This is a genomic window from Brachybacterium massiliense (assembly GCF_900184245.1).
GTDB lineage: Bacteria > Actinomycetota > Actinomycetes > Actinomycetales > Dermabacteraceae > Brachybacterium > Brachybacterium massiliense.
Genome location: NZ_FXXB01000003.1, coordinates 209,288 through 228,451, shown reverse-complemented (window position 1 = coordinate 228,451; position 19,164 = coordinate 209,288). Strand labels below are relative to the sequence as shown.

Sequence of the window (19,164 nt, the reverse complement as noted above, 5' to 3'; positions counted from 1 at the left end):
GTCTGCGCGGGTGCGGCCAGCACATTCCGGTGTTCTAGCTCACGGTCTGCGACGGCGCGGCGAGGCCTGCGATATGGCAAGATAGTTCGTTGTTGCGCGTCCTTTCGTGCACCCGAGCGCCCCGATTCCTCCAGGACCGGGTTCGGGTCGCTGCTCGGGACGGATGCCAACGCCCGTTCATCCTCCGGATCGTCAAGGAGCATCCCATGGCAGTGCCCAAGTTCAAGATGTCCCGCTCGCGCACCCACTCGCGTCGCTCGCAGTGGAAGGCCAACAACGCCGACCTCGTGCAGGTGACCGTGCGCGGCCGCACCGCGTCCGTGCCGCGTCGTCTCGCGAAGGCGTACCAGCGCGGTCTCATCCAGATCGAGGACTGACATCGCCCGGGCGCCACGGAGCGCCCGAGGAGATCGGTCCCGGCCGAGCTTTCCACGACGCCCCGACAGCATGATGCTGTCGGGGCGTCGTCATGTTCCCTGCCGTCTCTGCTCTCCGTGCGGCGCAGCCTCTGCTCTCCGTGCGGCGCAGCCGCTGCTCTTCGACCCGGCGCGGCGCTCAGCGCCGCTGCAGGGCGAGGTCGTAGAGCTCGCTGGCCCCGACTCCCGGATGGGCGCGGGCGATCTCCTTGGCGACGGCCTTGAGCCGCTCCCCCGCCGCGGCCCGGGCGAGCACCTCCTCGACGAGGTCCTCGGCGCGCGCGGCGACGGGTTCGGCACCGGCCACCACGATCACCACCTCGCCGAGCACCTCGGTGCCGCCGGCCCAGTCCACCAGCTCGGCCAGGGTGCCGCGCACCAGCTGCTCATGGGTCTTGGTCAGCTCGCGCGCCACGGCCGCCTGTCGCTGCGGCCCGAACGCCTCGGCCATCGACTCGAGGGTCGCCGCGGTGCGCCGCGGCGATTCGAAGAAGACCATCGTGCGCTGCTCCTCGGCGAGCGGCTCGAGTGCGGTGGCCCTGCGCCCGTCGCGCCGCGGCGGGAAGCCCTCGAAGGTGAAGCGGTCCGGGGCGATGCCGGAGGCGGCCAGCGCGGTCAGCACCGCGGAGGGGCCCGGGATCACGGTGGTGCGGAACCCGGCCTCGGTCGCGGCGCGCACGGCGCGGAAGCCGGGGTCGGAGACCACCGGCATGCCGGCGTCGGTGACGATCAGGACCCGCTGCCCCTCCGCGAGCGCCTCGAGCAGCACCTCGGTGCGCTCGGCCTCGTTGTGCTCGTGGTAGGAGAGGATCCGCCCGGTGGTCTCCACCTCGAGCTCCCGCACCAGGCGGGCCAGGCGCCGGGTATCCTCCGCGGCGATCAGATCCGCCTCGGCGAGCGCGCGCATCAGCCGCACCGAGGCGTCGAGCGGATTGCCGATCGGGGTGGCGGCGAGGGTGAGGACTCCGGGTTCGAGCATCCCGCCATGCTATCCAGCCCACGACCAGCACTCTCCCCGCACGGCGCGCTGGGCTGCCGAGCGAGGGCGATGACCTAGCATGTGCCCGTGCACACGGAGGAGGAAGCGACCCATCGCGCCGTCGTCGAGGACGAGCAGGGCGCGCTCCGCGACTCCTACCGGCGGCGGCTGAGGACCTTCGATCTCGGCCCTTCGCGTTGGGCCTGGGCCGGGGCGATGGCGCTGCTGGGGCTCGCGCTGGTGCTACGCCTGTGGGGCCTGGGCACGATCGGCGAGCTGATCTTCGACGAGACCTATTACGTCAAGGACGGCTACACCCTCACCCAGGAGGGCGTGGAGATGTCCTGGCCCGAGGAGCCGGATCCCGCCTTCGAGGCCGGGGACGTGGACTCCTACGAGCCCGAGGGCGCCTATGTGGTCCATCCGCCGCTGGGGAAATGGCTGATCGGCGCCGGGATGATGCTGCTGGGTCCGGAGAGCCCCTGGGGCTGGCGGATCTCCTCGGCGCTGCTGGGCTCGCTCGCGGTGCTGATGCTCGCCCGCATCGGGCGGCGCCTGTTCCGCTCCACCACCGCCGGGCTGATCGCGGGCCTGCTGCTCGCGGTGGACGGCGTGGGCCTGGTCCATTCGCGCACCAGCCTGCTGGACCCGTTCCTGATGTTCTTCGCGCTCGCGGCCTTCGGGGCGCTGCTGATCGATCGCGACCGGTTCCGCGAGCATCTCGCCCTGGTCTCGGCGAGGATGCATGCCGGCGCGGAGCTCGCGCCGCGGCTGGGGATCTCCGGCGGGCTGCGGCCGTGGCGGCTGCTGGCAGGACTGCTGCTGGGCATGGCCTGCTCGGTGAAGTGGTCGGGCCTGTACTTCGTGGCGGTGTTCGGGATCATGACCGTGCTGTGGGACTGGTGGGCGCGCCGCACGATCGGGCAGCGCGACTGGCTGCTGGGCGGTCTGGTGCACGATGCGATCCCTGCGTTCTTCGCGATGGTGGGCACGGCGCTGCTGACCTACGTGGTCTCGTTCGCGGGCTGGTTCGCCAGCAGCATCGGCTACCACCGCCACCTCGCCGCGGAGAGGGACGTGGCCACCGGCAACGGGCTGATCGACTCGCTGACCTCGCTGTGGCTGTACCACGTGCAGGCCTACTCCTTCCACGTCGGCCTCGACTCCGAGCACCCCTATGAGGCCCATCCGGCGGGCTGGCTGCTGCAGCTGCGCCCCACGAACTTCTACTACCGCTCCTACGAGTACGGGGAGCAGGGCTGCGAGGTGGCCCGGTGCGGGGCGCACATCCTCTCGGTGGGCAATCCGCTGATCTGGTGGCTGGGCACCGTGGCGCTGCTGGTGACGGTCGCGGTCGCGGTGCTGCGCCGTGACGGGAGGGCCTGGGCGGCGCTGTCGGGCCTGCTGGCCGGCTATGTGCCGTGGCTGCTGTTCTCCGAGCGCACCATCTTCACCTTCTACACGATCGCCTTCGCGCCGTGGCTGATCCTGTGCCTGGCCTACGTGATGGCGCTGGTGATCGGCCCGCCCGGGGCTGATCGGGAGCGGCGCCTGGCGGGCGGGCTGTTCGTGGGCTCCCTGCTGGTGCTGATCGTGCTGGTCTCCGCGTTCTTCTGGCCGGTGTGGACCGGGCAGGTGCTGGACATGGAGCAGTGGCGCTACCGGATGTGGCTGCCCTCCTGGACCTGAGCCCACGCCGCCGCCCTCGAGGATCGGTGGGGCGCAGGGAGGGGCTCGGAGGCGTCGTCCCCGCTCCCCTGTGCCGTTACTCTTGCCACATGGCTTCAGATTCCTCGATGCTGCGAGATCTTGCTCGCGACCTCGGTGTCAGCACCCAGTACTGGGGGTGGGACGGCAGCCGCAAGGACGTCTCCGACACCACCCTGCACGCGATCCTCGAGGCGCTCGGGGCGGGCATCCGCTCGGAGGAGGATGTCGCCACGGTGCGTGCGGCGCGGGAGCGGGAGCCGTGGGCGCGCACCCTGCCTCCGGTGACGGTGCTGCGCGAGGACCGCGCCTCGACCGTGCCGGTGCACGTGGACCACGGCACCTCGGTGCGTCTGCACCTGCGGCTCGAGGACGGCGGCCGCTGGGACCTGGCGCAGGGCGAGGACCACACCCCGCCCTTCGACCTGGATGGGACGCTGCGCGGCCGTGCCCGGTTCCACCTGCCGGCGGGGCTGCCACTGGGCTGGCACCGCCTGGTGGCCGAGACCGAGCAGGGCGTCCACGAGGCCGATCTGGTGGTCACCCCGGCGCGCCTGAGGGTCCATGAGCAGTACGCCTCCCACCGCGCCTTCGGGCTGCAGGCCCAGCTGTACTCGGTGCGCTCGCAGCGCTCCTGGGGCATCGGTGATCTCGGGGATCTGCGCGATCTCGCCGCGATCAGCGCGGCCCGGCACGGCGCGGACTTCCTGCTGCTGAACCCGTTGCACGCCTCCTACCCCACGGCGCCGGTGGAGCCCTCCCCCTATCTGCCGGTGACGCGGCGCTTCACCAGCGCGCTGTACCTGCGTATCGAGGACGTCCCCGAGTACCGGGACCTGCCCGGATTCGCGCGTCAGCGGGTGGATCTGCTGCGCGAGGGCGTGCAGGGCTGGAACACGCGCGCGGACCGGCTCGAGCGCGATGCGGTGCTGAGCGCGAAGATGGAGGCGCTCGAGGAGATCTTCGCGGTCCCGCTGACCCCGGGCCGGCAGGCGCTGCTGGACGCCTATCGCCGCCGCGAGGGGGAGGGGCTCGAGGACTTCGCGCTGTGGAGCGCGATCGCCGAGCACGTGCACGGCACCGCCGAGGAGACCGTGCTCGAGCACCTCGACGAGCCCCTGCTCGCGCGCGCCCGGACCGAGCTCGCGGACCGCATCGAGTTCCATGTGCGCGTGCAGTGGCTGCTGGACGAGCAGATGGGCGCGGCGCAGTCCGCTGCGCAGGACGCCGGCATGCGGATCGGGATCATGCATGACCTCGCCGTCGGCGTCGAGCAGATCGGGGCGGACTCCTGGCGGCTGCGCGAGGTGCTCGCGGGCGGCGCCGCCGTGGGCGCCCCGGCGGATCAGTACAACCAGCAGGGGCAGAACTGGCATCAGCCTCCCTGGCATCCCGAGCGGCTGCGCGATGCCTCCTACAAGCCCTGGCGGGACATGCTGCGCACCCTGATGCGGCATGCCGGCGCACTGCGCATCGACCACGTGCTGGGCCTGTTCCGGCTGTGGTGGATCCCCGAAGGGCATGAGGCGGCCGACGGCGCCTACGTCTCCTACGACCATGAGGCGATGATCGGGATCCTGGTGCTCGAGGCACAGCGCTCGGGCACCCTGGTGGTCGGCGAGGATCTGGGAACCTTCGAGCCGTGGGTGCGCGACTATCTCGTGGACCGCGGGATCCTGGGCACCTCGATCCTGTGGTTCGAGTACGACGGGGAGCGCCGGCCGCTGCGGGCTGAGGACTACCGCACCCTGTGCATGGCCTCGGTGAACACTCACGACCTCCCGCCCACTGCGGGGTACCTGCAGGGTGATCACGTCTCCCTGCGCCATGAGCTGGGGCTGCTGGAGAGGAGCCTTCCGGAGGAGCTCGCCGCCGATGCGGCGGGCCGGGAGCAGGTGCTCGATGTGCTGCGCGCCGAGGGTCTGCTCGGTGAGGGCGCGGGCATCGAGGAGACGGTGATCGCGCTGCACCGGCACCTGGCGCGCACCCCGTCGCTGCTGCTGGGCGTCTCGCTGGTGGACTGCGTGGGCGAGCGCCGGATCCAGAACCAGCCGGGCACCGACGAGGAGTACCCCAACTGGCGGATCCCGCTCGCGGATGCGGAGGGCGAGACCGTCTCGATCGACGACATCGCGAGCGATCAGCGCACCGCGCGCCTGCTGGCGGCGGTGCGCGAGGGGATCAGCTCGCGCTGACCCTGCCCCAGTCCGCCCGCTGGTCGAGGAACTCGCGGGCCGCGCGCTGAGCGCCCTCGAGGGTGTGGTGGGCGCCCCAGCCGCACTGGATCTCGTTCGCGGCGGGCACCTCGGTGGCCGCGAGCAGGTCGCGCAGGGTCGCCTCGAGCACCGGGGCGAAGTCCTCAACGGTGTGGTCGCCCACCAGCAGCACGTAGAAGCCGGTGCGGCAGCCCATCGGGGAGACGTCCAGGACGTCCCCGGAGTGGTTGCGCATGTGCTCGGCCATCATATGCTCGAGGGAGTGGACGGCCTCGGAGTCGAGGTGGGTGACGTTGGGCTGGGTGAAGCGCACGTCGAACTTGGTGAGCACGTCTCCCCCGGCGAGCTCCTTGCGGTCCGCGATGCGGAGATAGGGGGCGGCGACGGTGCGGTGGTCGAGGTTGAAGCTCTCGACGTTCATGCGGGGCTGCTCGGTCATGGGGATGCTCCTTCTGCGAGGGGTCGTGGGGTGAGGGCGAGGGGTCAGCGGCTGGAACGGGCGGTGCGCCCGCGCACGACGCCGACGAACTCCTGGCGCACCTCGTCATCGGCCGCGCGCGGCCAGGCGAGGGCGATGCGGGTGGGCTCGCCGTCGATCAGCGGACGGGCGGCGGCATCCTTGCGATGGTGGAGCCGGGCCAGGGAGAGCGGCATGCGGGTGTAGCCGATGCCCGTGGCGACCACGGCGACGCGGTCCGCGGCGTCGTCAGCGTGCTCGGCGGGGATCTCGGTCTCGCCGCTCAGATCCGTCTCGCTGATCTCGTCGAGGAGGCTGAGGACGTTCTCGGTGCCCACCACGATCGCGGCACGCTCCTCCCACAGCGGCACCAGGTGGTGGTCCGGGGCCTCGTGCGGGAGGCGCACGAAGCACATGTCCACCTCGCCCTGCTCGAGCGCTTCACGCTGGCGGGAGAGCGGGACCGGGACCAGTTCGAGCCAGGCCTGGCGGCGACCGGACTTCCAGCGGCGCAGGAAGCGATCGGGTTCGACCCCGGGCACGAAGCCGACGCGGAGGGTGGTGGTGTGCATGGCCTCAGCCTACGACCCTGAAGCGCCCCCTCGCCGCTCGCGCTGGGTGCGCTCCAGGACCCGCAGCAGATCGGCGTTGAACCGGCCCGGTGCGACGAGGTTGACCATGTGGTTGCCGTACGGGAGCACCTCGAGGTGTCCGTGCGGGGCGGCGGCGGTGAGGGTCTTCTCGTGGGCGCGCAGCTGGTCGCCGCGGCCGTGGAGGAAGGTCACCGGTGCGGTGATCCGGGCGAGGTCGCGGCGCAGGTCGAGCGAGGCGACGGCGGCGAAGGCCGGGGCGACCACGGAGAGGTCGGCGCGGCCTCCGCGGAGGTAGGCGCGAGCCCCGTCGGCCCCGAGGATCCTCTGGAACAGCGCTCCGCCCTCCCGCATCCCCGGCACCAGATCGGCGGAGGCGATGAGCCGGCCGTACAGGCGGGCGCCGCGCGGCCCGGGCTGCAGCGCGGCGCCGCAGGCGACGAGCCCTCCCAGGATGCCCGGGGTGGAGTCGAGATCGGCGGCGGCGCGGATCGAGAGCATCCCGCCCAGCGAGCTGCCCACCAGCAGCACCGGCTCGCCGGAGCTCTCGTGCAGCGTGCGGGCGGCGTGCTCGATGGTCTCCAGCGCTGTCTCGAGCGTGAAGGCTTCCTCGCGCCGGCTGCCGTGACCGGGCAGATCCGGGGTGGCGACCCTGTGACCGGCGGCGCGCAGGGCCGGCAACTGCAGGTCCCACTGGCTGTGCGAGGTGCGGGTGCCGTGGATCAGGACCACGGGCCAGCGGCTGGTCATCGCTGCGCCACCGGGGTGCTCGTCGCGGCGCGGCGGCGCAGCAGCTTCGCGAAGCGTTTGGGGCGGGAGAGGTTTGCGATGTGCCCGGCATCCCGGAGGATCACCAGCTCGCCGTACTGGGCGGTCTCCACGAACAGCGACTCGTGACGCCGGAACGGATCGTGCTCGCCGTTGACGAAGGTGATCGGCACGTCGATCGCGGCAACATCAGCCAGCAGGTCAAGGCTGCCGATGAAGCGCACCACGGAGCCGACCACGCCGTGGGCGCGGCCCCCGCCGTAGTAGCGCTTGGCCGCCTTGCGGGTGTGGCGTCGGGCGAAGGAGCGCGCCACCCGGGCGTCCGAGTCCCCCGGCAGCCAGTCCTTCATCGAGATCCACAGCCCGTACAGGCGTGCTGTGGCCGGGCCGGGGACGATCGTGCAGCCCGCCGCGACCACACCCGCGACCCTGCCGGGGTGGGTGCCGGCCCAGTGGAGGGTGAGGAAGCCGCCCAGGGACAGCCCCACCAGCAGGGGTGGCTCCGCGCAGGCGCCGACCGCCTCGTCGATGGTCTCGAGCGCTCCGGTGAGGGTGAACGGCTCGCCGCGCCGGCTGCCATGGCCGGGCAGATCCGGGGCGCGGACCTCATAGCCGTGCTCGCGTAGTCGGCGGCGCTGGCCCTTCCACATGGTGCGGGAGGAGCGCACGGCGTGGATCAGCACGATGCTGCGCGTCATGGCCCCTCCCCCGTGCGGGGTGTCGAGGGGACACTACCTCGCCGGTCTTGCGACGAGGTGACCGGGACGCGAAAAGTTCGGACCGCTGTGGTCTCCCGACTCAGTTCCCCCGCCGCGCCCTGTTGAGAGTCAGCCTCGGTGCGGCGGTGACGACCGGTAGCGCAGCGCCACGGCGCCGGAGTCGAACTGCTGACGGTCCACGAGCTCGAGGGAGAGGCGTTCCTGCAGGCCGGCCAGCAGCGTCGGCCCATGCCCGGCGATCACTGGCAGGATGAGGAACTCGTACTCGTCGATCAGGCCCGCCTCTGCCAGCGCGAGAGGGAGCCTCACACCGCCCACGGACAGCCTCCCGCCCGGCTGTTCCTTGAGTTCTCGGACCTGCTGGACGGGGTCGCCGCGCAGCAGCTCGGTGTTCCAGTCGACCTCGCGGAGCGTGCTGGAGATGACGTACTTCTTCGCCGCGTCGATCGCCTCTGCGAAGGGGATCTCCCAGTCCTGCATCCAGTCGGGCCAGCGGCCCGAGTCGGGTCTGCGCCAGGCCGATTCCATCATCCGGTAGGTCACCCGGCCGAAGATCTCGGCGTCCGCGCTGAGCATCTGCTCGGTCCAGTACGCCATCGATTCAGGGTCCGGCGGGATCCCCGCCTCGTGGTGCACACAGCCGTCAAGGGTGAGGTTGAGCGAATAGCGCAGCGGTCTCATGGCGCGGCTCTCCTTCGATGCGCACGGGCGGTGGGGTGGAGCGTACTCCTCCCATCCTCCGATCGCGGCGGTCCGCGTCGAGGACCATGGCGCGTGGCCGAGAGCGGTCCGACCGGAAGGTCGACGCTCGCGCGAGCGCTGGACCAGCGCAGATCGAGGCCACCCGTCGGCGGCGACGGATGTGACGGTAGTCTCACCGCATGATGAGCACAGGTCCAGGAGCACCCCTTCCGCACGGCTTCGTCGTCCCGCCGCACGACATCGTGAACGACGACGCCGCAGACCCGGAGAGCACGACCGAGGAGGCCGACAAGGACGAGGCCAGCGCTGAGGCCCTCGGCTACGCCGACCCCGAGGACACCCCGACCGGCGATCACGGGGGTGAGGACCAGCCGGGGTGAGGCAGCCTCTCGCGCCGGCATGAAAAAACCTGTGCCGCATCACCGTTCACGAACGGTGATGCGGCACAGGCCTGCGGTGGAGCTAGGGGGATTCGAACCCCCGACCTTCTCATTGCGAACGAGACGCGCTACCAACTGCGCCATAGCCCCATGTCGCTGTGCGACCACGACAGATTATCACCGCTGAGGGGCTGGCGTCGCACTCGGCCGGGGGCCTTGACGAAGGTCACAGGGCGGCGTCGCGCAGTTCCTGCAGCTCCTCGTGCAGCTCGTCGAGCACGCTCAGCCGCTCCTGGCCGGTGCAGGCCACGTAGGCGGGCTGCAGGTGGTCGGCCTGAGCGACGCCGGCCTTCCCTGGCCAGGTGCGGATCGTGCCGCCGGCGCGGCGCAGGATGTGGAATCCCGCGGCGACGTCCCAGGCGTTGATGGTCCCGAGCGAGGTCGCATCCGCCCAGCCGGCGGCGACGTAGGCGAGCTCGAGCGCCGCGGTGCCCAGGTGGCGCACCGAGGACACCCCGTTCTCGAGGGAGCGCTGGGCGCGGGCCGCGAACTCGGGGAACTCGTTGCCGATCCGCTGACCGGGGAAGCCCGAGAGCACCAGGGCATCAGCGGCGGGGCGGGTGGCGCGGGGGCGCAGCGGGCGGCCGTTGAGGGTGGCCTCGCCGGCGGCCGCGGCGAAGACCTGGCCGAGGATCGGGGCGTCGATCACGCCGGCGACCAGCTCGTCCCCGATCGCGACCCCGATCGAGACGCAGAACAGCGGCAGACCGGCGGCGAAGTTGCTGGTGCCGTCGATGGGGTCGACGAAGAAGCTGACCTGGGGCCCCTCGCTCTCGGCGGCCGGCTGCTCGGCGGGGCGGACGCCGCCCTCCTCGCCGACGATCCGGGCACTCGGCAGCAGGCGCTGCAGCTCGGAGACGATGATCTCCTCGCTCGCGCGGTCGTGCTCGGTGACGATGTCGTGGCTGGAGGTCTTGTACTCGCGGGCCAGGCCGTCGCGGTCCAGGCCGCGGATGTACTCGGCGGCGGCGAAGGCCGCGGTGGTCGCGATCTCGAGCAGCTGGGCGGGAGAGGGAGCGGACGGGGAGCGGGGCGCGGTGGTGTTCATCCCCGCCAGGCTAGCCGCCCCGCACTGCGCAGGAGCGTTCGCCTGAGGTGCGGACTGTTCAGCGCGCTGCGCGATGTTCCAGCAGGTGAGAGAGGTACGGGGTCATGAGCACACCGTCGGGGTCCACGGCCCGGCGCACCGCGGTGAAGTCCTCGAAGCGGGGGTACAGCTGCGCGAGCTCGCGGGCGCCGAGCCAGTGCTGCTTCCCCCAGTGCGGCCGGGCGTCGAAGGCGGCGAGGGTGCGCTGGACCATCAGCAGGTACGGCCCCGCCTGCTCCGCCTGGTAGCGATGGGCGGCGATGTAGACGGAGTCTCGCTCGTGGGCGGTCGAGAGCCAGACGTCGTCCGCTGCGACGCGGCGGATCTCGAGGGGGAAGGTGACCCGCACGTCCTCCTGCGCGAAGCGGGCACGCAGCGCCGCGAACGCCTCCTCGAAGCGGTCCGCCGGCAGCGCCCACTCGGATTCGTGGAACCGCACCCGGCGCGGGGCCGCGTAGACGGAGGCGGAGTCGTCGACCACTCGTGGCCCGGCCAGGACGTGCGAGGCGATCTCCGCCACGGGACGGCTGAGCGACGGCACCAGGGCGGCGCCGCGGCACATCAGCTCCCAGGTCCCGTTGCCGAGCACCTCGCTCTGCAGCAGCTCGAGCGCACGGGCGGGCCGGACGCGGGCGGTGCCCGCAGGGAGGCGGCGCATGGTGCGCTGGGTGGCGCGGCCGGTGCGGGGGAACCAGAAGAACTCGTGATGGTCCGCGCGAGCGGAGTCGTCGAGGAAGTGCGCGGCGGTCTCCTCGAGCGGCGCAGTGGTCTCGACCAGCTCGAGCCGGTAGGCGCTCACGCACTGCAGGGTGACCTCGAGGATCACCCCGATCGTGCCCAGCCCCAGCCGCGCCGCCTCGAACAGGTCCCGATCCTGCGTGGGCGAGGTGTCCACGATCGTCCCGTCGGGCAGCGCCAGGCGCAGGCCCCGCACCATCCCCGCGAAGCCGGTGAAGCGTGCGCCGGTGCCGTGGGTGCCGGTCTGGATCGCGCCGGCGATCGCCTGCCGGTCGATGTCCCCCATCACCGACAGCGCCAGGCCGTACGGTCCCAGCAGCTCGGCGATCGCCCAGAGCCGGGTCCCGCCGCGCAGGGTCACCAGGCCCGTGGTCGCGTCGGCGGCGACCAGGCCCTGCCAGTCATCGAGGCTCAGCAGGATCCCGTCGGTCGCCGCGAGGGCGGAGAAGGAGTGCCCGCCGCCGATCACCCGCAGGGAGCAGCCGCGCTCGCGCGCGATGCGCAGCGCCTCGAGCACCTGGGCCTCGCTGGTGGGCCGGCGCACCTGCTGCGGGCTGAAGCGCACCGAGCCGCTCCAGTTGCGGTGCCTGCGTGCGTTCGTCCTCATCGACTCCTCCATCGTGGCCTCGGCGCCCAGCGCGTCTCAGAGGAAGACTGCACCCTCACCGCGGTACGTGGGCACGGTTCCGAGGATCTCCTCGCCGCGCACCAGCACGTACTGGCCGAAGTGCTCGGCGGGCTCGCCCGCCTTCGCGTGCTGCAGCCACACCGTGTCCCCCACCCGCAGCGCGTCGGCCGCGGGGCCGAGCACGGGCGTCTGCACCTCGCCCGCAGCTTCCTGTGGCGCGAACCGCAGGCCGCCGGGGTGCAGGATGCGCGGCAGCCGGTCCGGGCCGGGCACGCCGCTGGCGATCCATCCCCCGCCCAGCAGGGTCGCCGCCCCGGGGGCGGGCCGGCGCACCACGCTCGCGCCGAGCAGCAGGGCGGGGCGCGGGGCGAAGTCGCGGTAGCTGCTGAACAGCCCGGAGCCGAGCAGGCCGGAGCCGGCGGCGATCTCGGTGACGGCCTCCTCCGCGGCGGTGGACTCGATCGACCCGGTGCCGCCGCCGTTGACGAACTCGAGCTCGGCCAGCTCGCGCACCGCGGCGACCGCCTCGGCGCGCCGTGCGGCGACGTCCGGGCGGGAGAGCCGCTTCATCGTGCGCACCGCCGCGCCATAGGGGCCCGGAGCGACGTCGGTGACCCCGGCGATGTGGCCCTCGTAGGCCATCAGGCCCACCAGCTGCAGGCGCGGCCGGGCGAGGATCTCCCGGGTCAGCCTTGCGGCCTGGGCGGGGGTGCGCACCGGTGAGCGCAGCGCGCCGAAGCGCACCCCTGGCAGCGGTGCGTAGGAGACGTCCAGCTCAAGAGCCACCCGGATCCGCCCGGCGGGGGCGAGATCCTCGATGGCGTCCAGGATCAGATCGGCCTGCGCGGTCTCGTCGATCATCAGCGTGATCGCCTCGAGCGCCTCGGGCCGGCTCGCGAGCCGGCGCAGCGCACCGCGCTCGGCGGTGGGATAGGCGACCACGACGTCGCGGGCCCCGTGTGCGACGAGCCAGAGCGCTTCGGGGAGGGTGAAGGCGAGGATCCCGGCGAAGCCGGGGCGGGCGAGCACCCGCTCGAGCAGCGTCCGCACGCGCAGCGACTTCGAGGCGACGCGCAGCGGGGTCCCGGCGGCGCGGCGCACCAGATCCTGGGCGTTGGCGTCGAAGGCGTCGAGATCGAGGACCGCCACCGGGCGCTCGGCCCATCCCTCGCGCGCCAGCAGCGCCGAGAGGTCCTCGAGCCGGCGGGCTGGGCTCATCTCAGGCCCGACGGCGGGCGAGGATCTCGTCGAGGTGGAGGTCCTGCGCGGGGGCGAAGCCCTCGTCGACGGCCTCGAGCTCCTCGACCTTCTCGTTCTCGAGCGGCACGGAGGTGGCCAGCATGCTCTGGCGGTGCGCGGCGTGACGGCTCGCGAGGTCATCGACCTCGCCGCGCAGCGCGTAGGTGGGGCGCGGCACGGGGCGGGGAGTCCACTCCCCCGGCCGTGCGACCTGCTCCGCTGAGCGCTCGGCGCCGTCCTCGAGGGCGGCCGGGGCCGGGACGGCAGACTGTCCCTGCGCAGCCCGCGGCGCAGGTGCCTGCGCCTGCTCCTCGGTGCGCGCGCGGCGGCGCTCGGTCTCCTCCTGCGCGCGGCGTTGCCGGGCCAGGGTCGCGGCGCGGGTGAGCCGGGCGCGGCGCTCGAGCTCGACGCGGCGCAGACCCACCAGGTAGCCGACGACGCCGACCGCGGCGATCGCCGGCAGCCACCAGGAGAGGATCTGGGCGACGGCGAGGGCGGTGAGCACGGCGGTGGTGACCAGCAGGCCCAGCAGCACGATGCGCAGCAGGCGGCGGGAACGGGCGAGCTCCTGGACGTGGTCGATGCGGGTGCCGGGCTCGGCGTCGAACCGGGGCCGACGGGTGGGATCGGCGGGGCGCAGGAGCAGACGGTCCTGGGACATGGCGGGATTCACCTCGGCAGTGGTGCGGCGGGCGTGGACGGCCGCGGAGAGATCCCGCGCCTGGGAGGTCATCTCCGCCTCGTCGGCGGCGCGGGCTCGGCCCATCACGTCGCGACGGCTCGCGGTGCGCGGCAGGGCGTAGGTCAGCCACAGCAGCAGCAAGATGCCGAAGAGGACGGCTCCGAGGTTGATGGTCTCCACACCGTCACCTTAGTGACACCGGTGTGATTCCCCTGGTCACATCGTGGGCGTGTCGCCGGGAAACTCTCTGCGGAGTCGTCGCAGCACACCCTTGCCGTCGTCCCCGGTCGCGACCTCCTCGGCGGTCAGCGCGAAGACCAGGTGGTCGCGCCAGGCACCGTCGACATGGATCGCCGCCTGCCGCATCCCCTCGGGGCGCAGATGCAGCTTCTGGACCACGCGCAGGCTCGCGGCGTTCTCCGGGCGCACGGTCACCTCGATGCGGTGCATGCCCAGCTCGGCGAAGAGGTGGTCGATCAGCAGCGCCGCGGCGCGGGGCACCGCTCCGCGCCCGGCGGCCCTGCGGTCGATCCAGTAGCCGAGGGTCGCCGAGCGCACCGCCCCGTACTGGATCGGGCCGGCGGTGATCTGGCCGACCAGCTCCCCGTGCAGCGTGATCACCAGCGGCAGATGGGTGCCCAGTCGCGCCTGCGCCTCGTTCGCCCGGCGCAGGATGCGGAAGGGCGGCAGCGCACGCCCGTGCTCGGGATCGGTCGCGTCCCAGGGACGCAGCCACTCGGCATTGCGCTCCCGCAGCCGTTCGAAGACCGCACGATCGCGCCGACGCAGCGGGCGCAGCGCCAGCTCCCCGTCGCGCAGTTGCAGCGGCCACACGTGAACCATCGCGTCATCGTAGAGCGCCGCGCGCGCCCGCATGCGCAGATCCTCGCTCCGCGGGCCTGTGCGGTGCCGGTTCCCGCCCCGTCACCTGCCCGGTCATGGCAGTCTGGTCGCATGGACGCGGAGACGACGGCGGCGAGGAAGCAGGAGCTGCGCAGAACCCTTCGGGCTCGGCGCACCGAGACCTACAGCGGGCAGGCCGGTGCACGGCGCCGCACCGAGGAGGCCGAGCGGATACTCGCCCATGCCTCTCCCCTGGTCGTCGCGGTCGAGCGGGCCGTCGCCCACGCCGCCGCGCAGGGTGCCGCACCGCCGCTGGTCGCGGCGTTCCACCCCACTCCCACCGAGGCCGACGTGATGCCGCTGGCACGCCGCCTCGCGGACGCCGGCGCCCGTCTCGCCTTCCCGGCGGCGGCCTCCGGCGAGGAGCTCGAGTGGGTCGCATGGGACGGGTCCAGCGAGTTCCTCCGCTCCCCGGGGAAGGGCTTCGGCAGGGAGCCGCAGGGCGAGCGTCTGGGGACGGGAGCACTGGCCGAGGCGATGCTGGTGCTGATCCCGGCCGTCGCGGTGGACCGCTCCCGCACCCGCATCGGGCACGGCGCGGGCTATTACGACCGTGCTCTGACCACCCTCCCGCCGAGCGCGATGGTGGTCGCGGTGATCCATCCCGACGAGCTGCTCGAGAAGGGGGCGCTGGTGCGCGGCGAGCACGATGTGCCGATCCCCGCCGTGCTCACCGCCGATGGCCTCGTCTCACTGGTCACGTCGGCGGGATTCTGAGCCCTTTGCGGCCGTAAGATGTGCGATGGTCCGCGCGGTGCGCGACCAGCCCATCGAAGACCCCGGAGGATCAGCGTGCCCACGTACGTCTACGCCTGCAAGAGCTGCGCACATCGTTTCGAGCAGTACCAGAGCTTCAGCGAGGACTCCCTGGTGACCTGCCCCGAGTGCGCCCAGGACGCGCTGCGCAAGGTCTTCGACTCGGTGGGCATCGTCTTCAAGGGCCCGGGCTTCTACTCGACCGATTCCGCCTCCTCCGGCACCTCCACCTCCTCGAGCAGCTCCTCGAGCTCCTCCTCCGACTCCTCGGCGAGCAGCACGGACTCCTCGTCCGGCTCGAGCGCCTCGAGCTCCTCCAGCAGCTCGAGCACCTCGAGCAGCAGCGGCGCCTCGAGCGCGCAGCCCGCCGCCGCGGCCTCGTGATCCTCACGGGCGCGGCCGTGCGGAGGTGACCTCTCCTCCCCATACCGCGCTCGTCCACCGTCGCGGCGAGGGCGCTGCGAGCACGGCGTCACGGACCTAGCGTCGGCCTCATGCTCAGCCGACTCCGCACCCATCTGCCCGCCTGGCGCCGTGCTCTGCGCCGACGGCGCAGGCTCCTCGCCCTTCTGATCCTCGCCGCGATGCTCGCGGCACTGCTGCCCTCGCTGCTGCCGCCTTCGGTGCGCGGCGTCCCCGCCGTGGTGGCCGACCAGGATCTGCCTGCCGGCACCGTGCTCGAGGCCGAGCACCTGCGGACCGTGCATGTGGCCGAGGAGCTGCTGCCCGTCGGCGCGCCGAGCGGTCCCGACGAGGTGATCGGGCAGCGCACCGCCCATCCCCTGCCCGCCGGCGCTCCGCTGCTGCCGACGGCTCTCGCCGCGGCGGAGCATCCCCTGCTGCCCGCGGGGATGGCGCTGATGGTGGTGCCCGTGCCGGGGGCCCTCGCGCCCCACCTCTCTCCCGGCACCCGGGTCGAGCTGTTCCCCACCGAGCTCGCCTCCGGGGCCGGGGCCGGCATCACGGCGCAGGTCATGCAGGGAGCGGAGAGCAGTGCCGGGGCCGCCGAGCTCGGCGACGGCACGGGCGGAATGCCCGAGATCCTCGTGGCGGTGCCGCGTGAGGGCGCACGAGAACTGGCTCACGCGCTCAGCACAGGGACCATATCGCTGGCTGTGATCGATTAGAGTCCCGTCCGGAACCGCAATCGCGGATCGTCCCATCCCCGACCCGAGAAGGATGACCCCATGAAGGGTTTCAAGGACTTCGTCATGCAGGGCAATGTCATCGACCTGGCGGTCGGTGTCGTCATCGGCAGTGCCTTCACCGCCCTGATCGGCGCGTTCGTCGACAATCTGATCCAGCCGGTGATCAACGTCTTCGGCGGCAGCAACGTCGACGGCCTCGCCTTCACGATCACCAACGAGAGCACCAAGGTCGACATCGGTGCGATCCTCTCGGCAGTCATCGCCTTCCTGATCACCGCTGCGGTGGTCTACTTCGTCTTCGTGCTGCCCATCTCGAGCGCGCGCAAGCTCGATCGCAAGCGCCGTGGTCTGCCTGAGGAGGAGGAGACCACGGTCAGCGAGGACATCGTGCTGCTGACCGAGATCCGCGACGCGCTCACCGCGCAGCGCGGCGGCACCCAGGCCGGCGGCACCACCCCGCAGGTCTGAGCGATATGCACGGTGCCGCGGCACCTTCCCACGGCGCGGGTCGGGACCTCGAGGTCCCGGCCCGCGCTGTTCATGATGCCCGCCTCCGCGCTGACGACACCGCCTCCGGGGTCGACGAGTCCGCCGTCGAGGCGGTGATCGCCTGGTTCGCCGAGGCGGGCCGTGATCTGCCCTGGCGTCACGAGGGGGTCTCCGCGTGGGCGATCCTGGTCTCCGAGGTGATGCTCCAGCAGACCCCCGTGGTGCGGGTGCTGCCGCGCTGGGAGGAATGGCTCCGGCTGTGGCCCACCCCGGCCCATCTCGCCGATGCTCCCACCGCCGAGGTGCTGCGGCGCTGGGACCGGCTGGGCTATCCGCGCCGTGCGCTGCGCCTGCAGGAGTGCGCCCGTGCGATCGTGCGCGAGCACGGCGGGGAGGGGCCGCGCGGGCAGGAGGCGCTGCGGGCGCTGCCCGGGATCGGTGAGTACACCGCCGCCGCCGTCACCGCCTTCGCCCATCATGAGCGCGCGGTGGTGGTGGACACCAACATCCGCCGCGTGCTGGCCCGGTCACGAAGGGGCCGGGCGCTGCCGGACCGTTCCTACAGCGCGGCCGAACGGGCCCTGGCCACGCGCAGCCTTCCCGCCGAGCGGGAGCGGTCGGTCGCCTGGAACCAGGCGGTGATGGAGCTCGGGGCGCTGGTGTGCACGGCCCGCTCGCCCCGCTGCGAGGACTGCCCGCTGTCCGCAGGCGGATGCGCCTGGTTCGCCGAGGGGCGCCCGGCGCCGACGGAGGACACCCGGCGTCGACAGGCCTTCGAGGGGACCGATCGCCAGCTGCGCGGGCAGATCATGGCCCTGCTGCGCCGGGACGGTGCCGCCGATGACCAGCAGCTGCTCGCCCTGGACCTCGAGGACCCGGCCCGGGTGCGTCGCTGCACCGCCTCCCTGATCGGCGACGGGCTCGCGGTCCGTGAGGGCGAGGCTCTGCGCCTGCCGTGACCCCGCGGCCCGGCCGGGGTTCAGATCTCCCGATCGAGCTGCTTGATCATGCGAGTGTTGCCCAGGGTGTTGGGCTTGACCCGGGCGAGGTCGAGGAACTCCGCGATCCCCTCGTCGGGTGAGCGCAGCAGCTGGTTGTAGAGATCGGGGTCCACGCCCTCGCTCATCACCTCGAAGCCGTGACGGGAGAAGAACTCCACCTCGAAGGTCAGGCAGAACACCCGCTGCAGGCCCAGCTGCACCGCCCGCTCCAGCAGGGAGTCCAGCAGCCGGTGCCCCAGCCCGGTGCCCCGCTGCGCGTCATGGACCGCCAGGGTGCGCACCTCGGCGAGGTCCTCCCACATCACGTGGAGCGCGCCGCATCCCACCACGGTCCCGTGCTCATCGGTCGCGACCAGGAACTCCTGGACCGCCTCGTAGTAGGAGACCAGGTCCTTGCCCAGCAGCACCCCGGTGTGGGTCATGGGCTCGACGAGCGCGTTGATGCCGCGCACGTCCGCAGGCAGCGCCGGTCTGATGGTGATGCTCATGCCGGGCTCCCCTCTCCCCTCGCCGTGCTCGGCGACTCGCCCGCTCCGGCCGTGGCGGGGGCGGGTTCCTCCCGCACCTCGGCGGGGGAATGCTCCGCAGCCGGCACCGTCGCCCGCTCATCCTCGGCGGATCCCGTCGCCGCGTCCTCAGCCCCGGCGCCCTGGTCGCCTGCGTCCTCACCGGCGGCGTCGGCGTCCTCGGTGTCGGCGCTCTGGGCGTGCTCGGCCTCGCGGCGCTCGGCCCGGCGATCCATCACGCGGTGCACCCACGAGATCATCCGCTCGAGCACCAGTGCCATGGCGAACGCGACGATCAGGGCGATGGTGATGCCCAGCAGGGGATTGTGCGCGAACCACGCCCCGGCGAGGGCGCCGATCGCGCACGAGTACACCGCCCACACGAAGGTGGACAGCAGCGAGCGGGGCCAGAAGTGGCGGTGGGGGTACTGCACGGCGCCGGCGACGAGGTTCACGGCGGTGCGCCCGAAGGGGATGTAGCGGGCGGTCATCAGGAACACCAGGGCCCGCTTCTGCAGTCCGCGATCCGCGGCCTCGACGGCGCGTCGGCCCTTGCCCTCGCGCAGGAACCGGAAGCGTTCCCAGCCGATCTTGCTGCCGATCAGGTAGCCGACGCTGTCGCCGGTGAAGGCGCCCAGCCAGGCCGCCAGGCCGATCAGGATGATCGAGGGTCGCCCGGAGGTGGACCAGAGCGAGGAGAGGGTGACGATCGTGGACTCGCTGGGCACCGTCGGGAAGAACCCGTCGAAGGCCGCGAACAGGTACACGAGAAGGTGGACCCACCAGGCGTCGGCGACACCGAGGATCCAGTTCTCCAGCTGCTCTGTCAGGGACAGCAGCCAGTCGATGGCGTCGACCATGCGTCCTCTCCGTCGAAGGTGCCCGGGTGCCGCCCAGGAGGGACGGGTCACCTCGGGCGCTTGCTCCCTGCCCGGTCACCACGGGCGGAGCGGGCGTCCGGCCCGGTGGGCCGTGCGCGATGGAGGTGCCGGC

The 19,164-nt window shown here is 72.4% G+C and carries 22 protein-coding genes and 1 tRNA gene; 9 read left to right on the top strand and 14 right to left on the bottom strand.

Going from position 1 to position 19,164, the window contains the following annotated elements; translation table 11 throughout:
- Nucleotides 1-206 precede the first annotated feature (206 nt).
- Complete coding sequence (gene rpmF, locus BN4251_RS01380; RefSeq protein ID WP_087483383.1) at nt 207-377, top strand: 50S ribosomal protein L32; 171 nt, start codon at nt 207-209, stop codon at nt 375-377.
- 178 nt (nt 378-555) lie between these two features.
- On the opposite strand, the gene rsmI is transcribed toward rpmF, so the two are convergent.
- A complete protein-coding gene (gene rsmI, locus BN4251_RS01375) occupies nt 556-1,395 on the bottom strand; it encodes a 16S rRNA (cytidine(1402)-2'-O)-methyltransferase (RefSeq protein WP_087483382.1) in 840 nt (279 codons plus the stop codon).
- 87 nt (nt 1,396-1,482) lie between these two features.
- Here rsmI and BN4251_RS01370 point away from each other — a divergent pair, with 87 nt between their 5' ends.
- Both BN4251_RS01370 and malQ read left to right on the top strand, forming a co-directional pair.
- The gene (locus tag BN4251_RS01370) at nt 1,483-3,084 is read left to right on the top strand and encodes a dolichyl-phosphate-mannose--protein mannosyltransferase (RefSeq protein WP_245810143.1); all 1,602 of its coding nucleotides are present in this window, start codon (nt 1,483-1,485) and stop codon (nt 3,082-3,084) included.
- A gap of 89 nt (nt 3,085-3,173) precedes the next feature.
- Complete coding sequence (malQ, locus tag BN4251_RS01365) at nt 3,174-5,297, top strand: 4-alpha-glucanotransferase (protein ID WP_087483380.1); 2,124 nt, start codon at nt 3,174-3,176, stop codon at nt 5,295-5,297.
- On the opposite strand, the gene BN4251_RS01360 is transcribed toward malQ, so the two are convergent.
- From BN4251_RS01360 to BN4251_RS01340, 5 genes are all read right to left on the bottom strand, one after another.
- Nucleotides 5,284-5,757, bottom strand: a complete 474-nt coding sequence (locus BN4251_RS01360) for an S-ribosylhomocysteine lyase (protein ID WP_087483379.1) — start codon at nt 5,755-5,757, stop codon at nt 5,284-5,286. The genes malQ and BN4251_RS01360 overlap by 14 nt on opposite strands.
- Nucleotides 5,758-5,801: 44 nt before the next feature.
- The gene (locus BN4251_RS01355; protein WP_087483378.1) at nt 5,802-6,347 is read right to left on the bottom strand and encodes a LysR substrate-binding domain-containing protein; all 546 of its coding nucleotides are present in this window, start codon (nt 6,345-6,347) and stop codon (nt 5,802-5,804) included.
- Nucleotides 6,348-6,356: 9 nt separating this feature from the next.
- The gene (locus tag BN4251_RS01350; protein WP_087483377.1) at nt 6,357-7,115 is read right to left on the bottom strand and encodes an alpha/beta fold hydrolase; all 759 of its coding nucleotides are present in this window, start codon (nt 7,113-7,115) and stop codon (nt 6,357-6,359) included.
- Nucleotides 7,112-7,831: an alpha/beta fold hydrolase gene (locus tag BN4251_RS01345; RefSeq protein WP_087483376.1), complete on the bottom strand. Its 720-nt coding sequence runs from the start codon at nt 7,829-7,831 to the stop codon at nt 7,112-7,114. The genes BN4251_RS01350 and BN4251_RS01345 overlap by 4 nt, the downstream gene beginning before the upstream one ends.
- A gap of 129 nt (nt 7,832-7,960) precedes the next feature.
- Nucleotides 7,961-8,533, bottom strand: a complete 573-nt coding sequence (locus tag BN4251_RS01340; protein WP_087483375.1) for a dihydrofolate reductase family protein — start codon at nt 8,531-8,533, stop codon at nt 7,961-7,963.
- Between the two features lie 200 nt (nt 8,534-8,733).
- On the opposite strand from BN4251_RS01340, the gene BN4251_RS01335 reads away from it, so the two are divergent.
- Nucleotides 8,734-8,934, top strand: coding sequence for a hypothetical protein (locus BN4251_RS01335; protein ID WP_087483374.1), 201 nt, complete (start codon nt 8,734-8,736; stop codon nt 8,932-8,934).
- A gap of 77 nt (nt 8,935-9,011) precedes the next feature.
- On the opposite strand, the gene BN4251_RS01330 is transcribed toward BN4251_RS01335, so the two are convergent.
- The 6 genes from BN4251_RS01330 to BN4251_RS01305 all read right to left on the bottom strand — a co-directional run bounded on the left by BN4251_RS01330 (nt 9,012) and on the right by BN4251_RS01305 (nt 14,211).
- Nucleotides 9,012-9,084, bottom strand: a tRNA-Ala gene (locus tag BN4251_RS01330).
- A 76-nt stretch (nt 9,085-9,160) separates the two neighbouring features.
- Nucleotides 9,161-10,042 carry an inositol monophosphatase family protein gene (locus BN4251_RS01325; RefSeq protein WP_087483373.1) on the bottom strand — a complete coding sequence of 294 codons (882 nt, stop codon included), beginning with the start codon at nt 10,040-10,042 and terminating at the stop codon, nt 9,161-9,163.
- Nucleotides 10,043-10,100: 58 nt separating this feature from the next.
- Nucleotides 10,101-11,426 carry a D-arabinono-1,4-lactone oxidase gene (locus BN4251_RS01320; RefSeq protein WP_087483372.1) on the bottom strand — a complete coding sequence of 442 codons (1,326 nt, stop codon included), beginning with the start codon at nt 11,424-11,426 and terminating at the stop codon, nt 10,101-10,103.
- A 36-nt stretch (nt 11,427-11,462) separates the two neighbouring features.
- Nucleotides 11,463-12,665, bottom strand: coding sequence for an alanine racemase (locus BN4251_RS01315; RefSeq protein WP_087483371.1), 1,203 nt, complete (start codon nt 12,663-12,665; stop codon nt 11,463-11,465).
- 1 nt (nt 12,666) lies between these two features.
- Nucleotides 12,667-13,548 carry a hypothetical protein gene (locus BN4251_RS01310; RefSeq protein WP_087483370.1) on the bottom strand — a complete coding sequence of 294 codons (882 nt, stop codon included), beginning with the start codon at nt 13,546-13,548 and terminating at the stop codon, nt 12,667-12,669.
- Between the two features lie 36 nt (nt 13,549-13,584).
- A complete protein-coding gene (locus BN4251_RS01305) occupies nt 13,585-14,211 on the bottom strand; it encodes a GNAT family N-acetyltransferase (RefSeq protein ID WP_087483420.1) in 627 nt (208 codons plus the stop codon).
- Between the two features lie 111 nt (nt 14,212-14,322).
- Here BN4251_RS01305 and BN4251_RS01300 point away from each other — a divergent pair, with 111 nt between their 5' ends.
- The 5 genes from BN4251_RS01300 to BN4251_RS01280 all read left to right on the top strand — a co-directional run bounded on the left by BN4251_RS01300 (nt 14,323) and on the right by BN4251_RS01280 (nt 17,623).
- A complete protein-coding gene (locus BN4251_RS01300) occupies nt 14,323-14,988 on the top strand; it encodes a 5-formyltetrahydrofolate cyclo-ligase (RefSeq protein WP_087483369.1) in 666 nt (221 codons plus the stop codon).
- Between the two features lie 75 nt (nt 14,989-15,063).
- Nucleotides 15,064-15,411 (top strand): FmdB family zinc ribbon protein, encoded by a 348-nt coding sequence (locus tag BN4251_RS01295; RefSeq protein ID WP_087483368.1) that lies wholly within the window; start codon nt 15,064-15,066, stop codon nt 15,409-15,411.
- A gap of 110 nt (nt 15,412-15,521) precedes the next feature.
- Nucleotides 15,522-16,154: an SAF domain-containing protein gene (locus BN4251_RS01290; protein WP_087483367.1), complete on the top strand. Its 633-nt coding sequence runs from the start codon at nt 15,522-15,524 to the stop codon at nt 16,152-16,154.
- A 60-nt stretch (nt 16,155-16,214) separates the two neighbouring features.
- A complete protein-coding gene (mscL, locus tag BN4251_RS01285; RefSeq protein ID WP_087483366.1) occupies nt 16,215-16,643 on the top strand; it encodes a large conductance mechanosensitive channel protein MscL in 429 nt (142 codons plus the stop codon).
- A 5-nt stretch (nt 16,644-16,648) separates the two neighbouring features.
- Entirely contained in the window at nt 16,649-17,623 is a 975-nt protein-coding gene (locus BN4251_RS01280; RefSeq protein ID WP_087483365.1) for an HhH-GPD family protein, read from the top strand.
- Nucleotides 17,624-17,643: 20 nt separating this feature from the next.
- Here BN4251_RS01280 and BN4251_RS01275 read toward each other — a convergent pair whose 3' ends face one another.
- Together BN4251_RS01275 and BN4251_RS01270 are read right to left on the bottom strand one after the other, a co-directional pair.
- Nucleotides 17,644-18,153, bottom strand: coding sequence for an amino-acid N-acetyltransferase (locus tag BN4251_RS01275; protein ID WP_087483364.1), 510 nt, complete (start codon nt 18,151-18,153; stop codon nt 17,644-17,646).
- On the bottom strand, nt 18,150-19,031 hold the full coding sequence (locus BN4251_RS01270; protein ID WP_087483363.1) for a VTT domain-containing protein: 882 nt from the start codon (nt 19,029-19,031) through the stop codon (nt 18,150-18,152). The genes BN4251_RS01275 and BN4251_RS01270 overlap by 4 nt, the downstream gene beginning before the upstream one ends.
- Between the last annotated feature and the right edge of the window lie 133 nt (nt 19,032-19,164).

Bases quoted from the DNA above. Each gene is read 5' to 3' on its own strand.
- BN4251_RS01335 (WP_087483374.1), top strand. From the start codon at position 8,734: ATGATGAGCACAGGTCCAGGAGCACCCCTTCCGCACGGCTTCGTCGTC.
- BN4251_RS01350 (WP_087483377.1), bottom strand. From the start codon at position 7,115: ATGACCAGCCGCTGGCCCGTGGTCCTGATCCACGGCACCCGCACCTCG.
- BN4251_RS01275 (WP_087483364.1), bottom strand. From the start codon at position 18,153: ATGAGCATCACCATCAGACCGGCGCTGCCTGCGGACGTGCGCGGCATC.
- BN4251_RS01340 (WP_087483375.1), bottom strand. From the start codon at position 8,533: ATGAGACCGCTGCGCTATTCGCTCAACCTCACCCTTGACGGCTGTGTG.
- BN4251_RS01280 (WP_087483365.1), top strand. From the start codon at position 16,649: ATGCACGGTGCCGCGGCACCTTCCCACGGCGCGGGTCGGGACCTCGAG.
- BN4251_RS01315 (WP_087483371.1), bottom strand. From the start codon at position 12,665: ATGAGCCCAGCCCGCCGGCTCGAGGACCTCTCGGCGCTGCTGGCGCGC.
- BN4251_RS01355 (WP_087483378.1), bottom strand. From the start codon at position 6,347: ATGCACACCACCACCCTCCGCGTCGGCTTCGTGCCCGGGGTCGAACCC.
- malQ (WP_087483380.1), top strand. From the start codon at position 3,174: ATGGCTTCAGATTCCTCGATGCTGCGAGATCTTGCTCGCGACCTCGGT.
- BN4251_RS01290 (WP_087483367.1), top strand. From the start codon at position 15,522: ATGCTCAGCCGACTCCGCACCCATCTGCCCGCCTGGCGCCGTGCTCTG.
- BN4251_RS01300 (WP_087483369.1), top strand. From the start codon at position 14,323: ATGGACGCGGAGACGACGGCGGCGAGGAAGCAGGAGCTGCGCAGAACC.
- BN4251_RS01305 (WP_087483420.1), bottom strand. From the start codon at position 14,211: ATGGTTCACGTGTGGCCGCTGCAACTGCGCGACGGGGAGCTGGCGCTG.
- BN4251_RS01320 (WP_087483372.1), bottom strand. From the start codon at position 11,426: ATGAGGACGAACGCACGCAGGCACCGCAACTGGAGCGGCTCGGTGCGC.
- BN4251_RS01345 (WP_087483376.1), bottom strand. From the start codon at position 7,831: ATGACGCGCAGCATCGTGCTGATCCACGCCGTGCGCTCCTCCCGCACC.
- BN4251_RS01360 (WP_087483379.1), bottom strand. From the start codon at position 5,757: ATGACCGAGCAGCCCCGCATGAACGTCGAGAGCTTCAACCTCGACCAC.
- rpmF (WP_087483383.1), top strand. From the start codon at position 207: ATGGCAGTGCCCAAGTTCAAGATGTCCCGCTCGCGCACCCACTCGCGT.
- BN4251_RS01325 (WP_087483373.1), bottom strand. From the start codon at position 10,042: ATGAACACCACCGCGCCCCGCTCCCCGTCCGCTCCCTCTCCCGCCCAG.
- rsmI (WP_087483382.1), bottom strand. From the start codon at position 1,395: ATGCTCGAACCCGGAGTCCTCACCCTCGCCGCCACCCCGATCGGCAAT.
- BN4251_RS01270 (WP_087483363.1), bottom strand. From the start codon at position 19,031: ATGGTCGACGCCATCGACTGGCTGCTGTCCCTGACAGAGCAGCTGGAG.
- mscL (WP_087483366.1), top strand. From the start codon at position 16,215: ATGAAGGGTTTCAAGGACTTCGTCATGCAGGGCAATGTCATCGACCTG.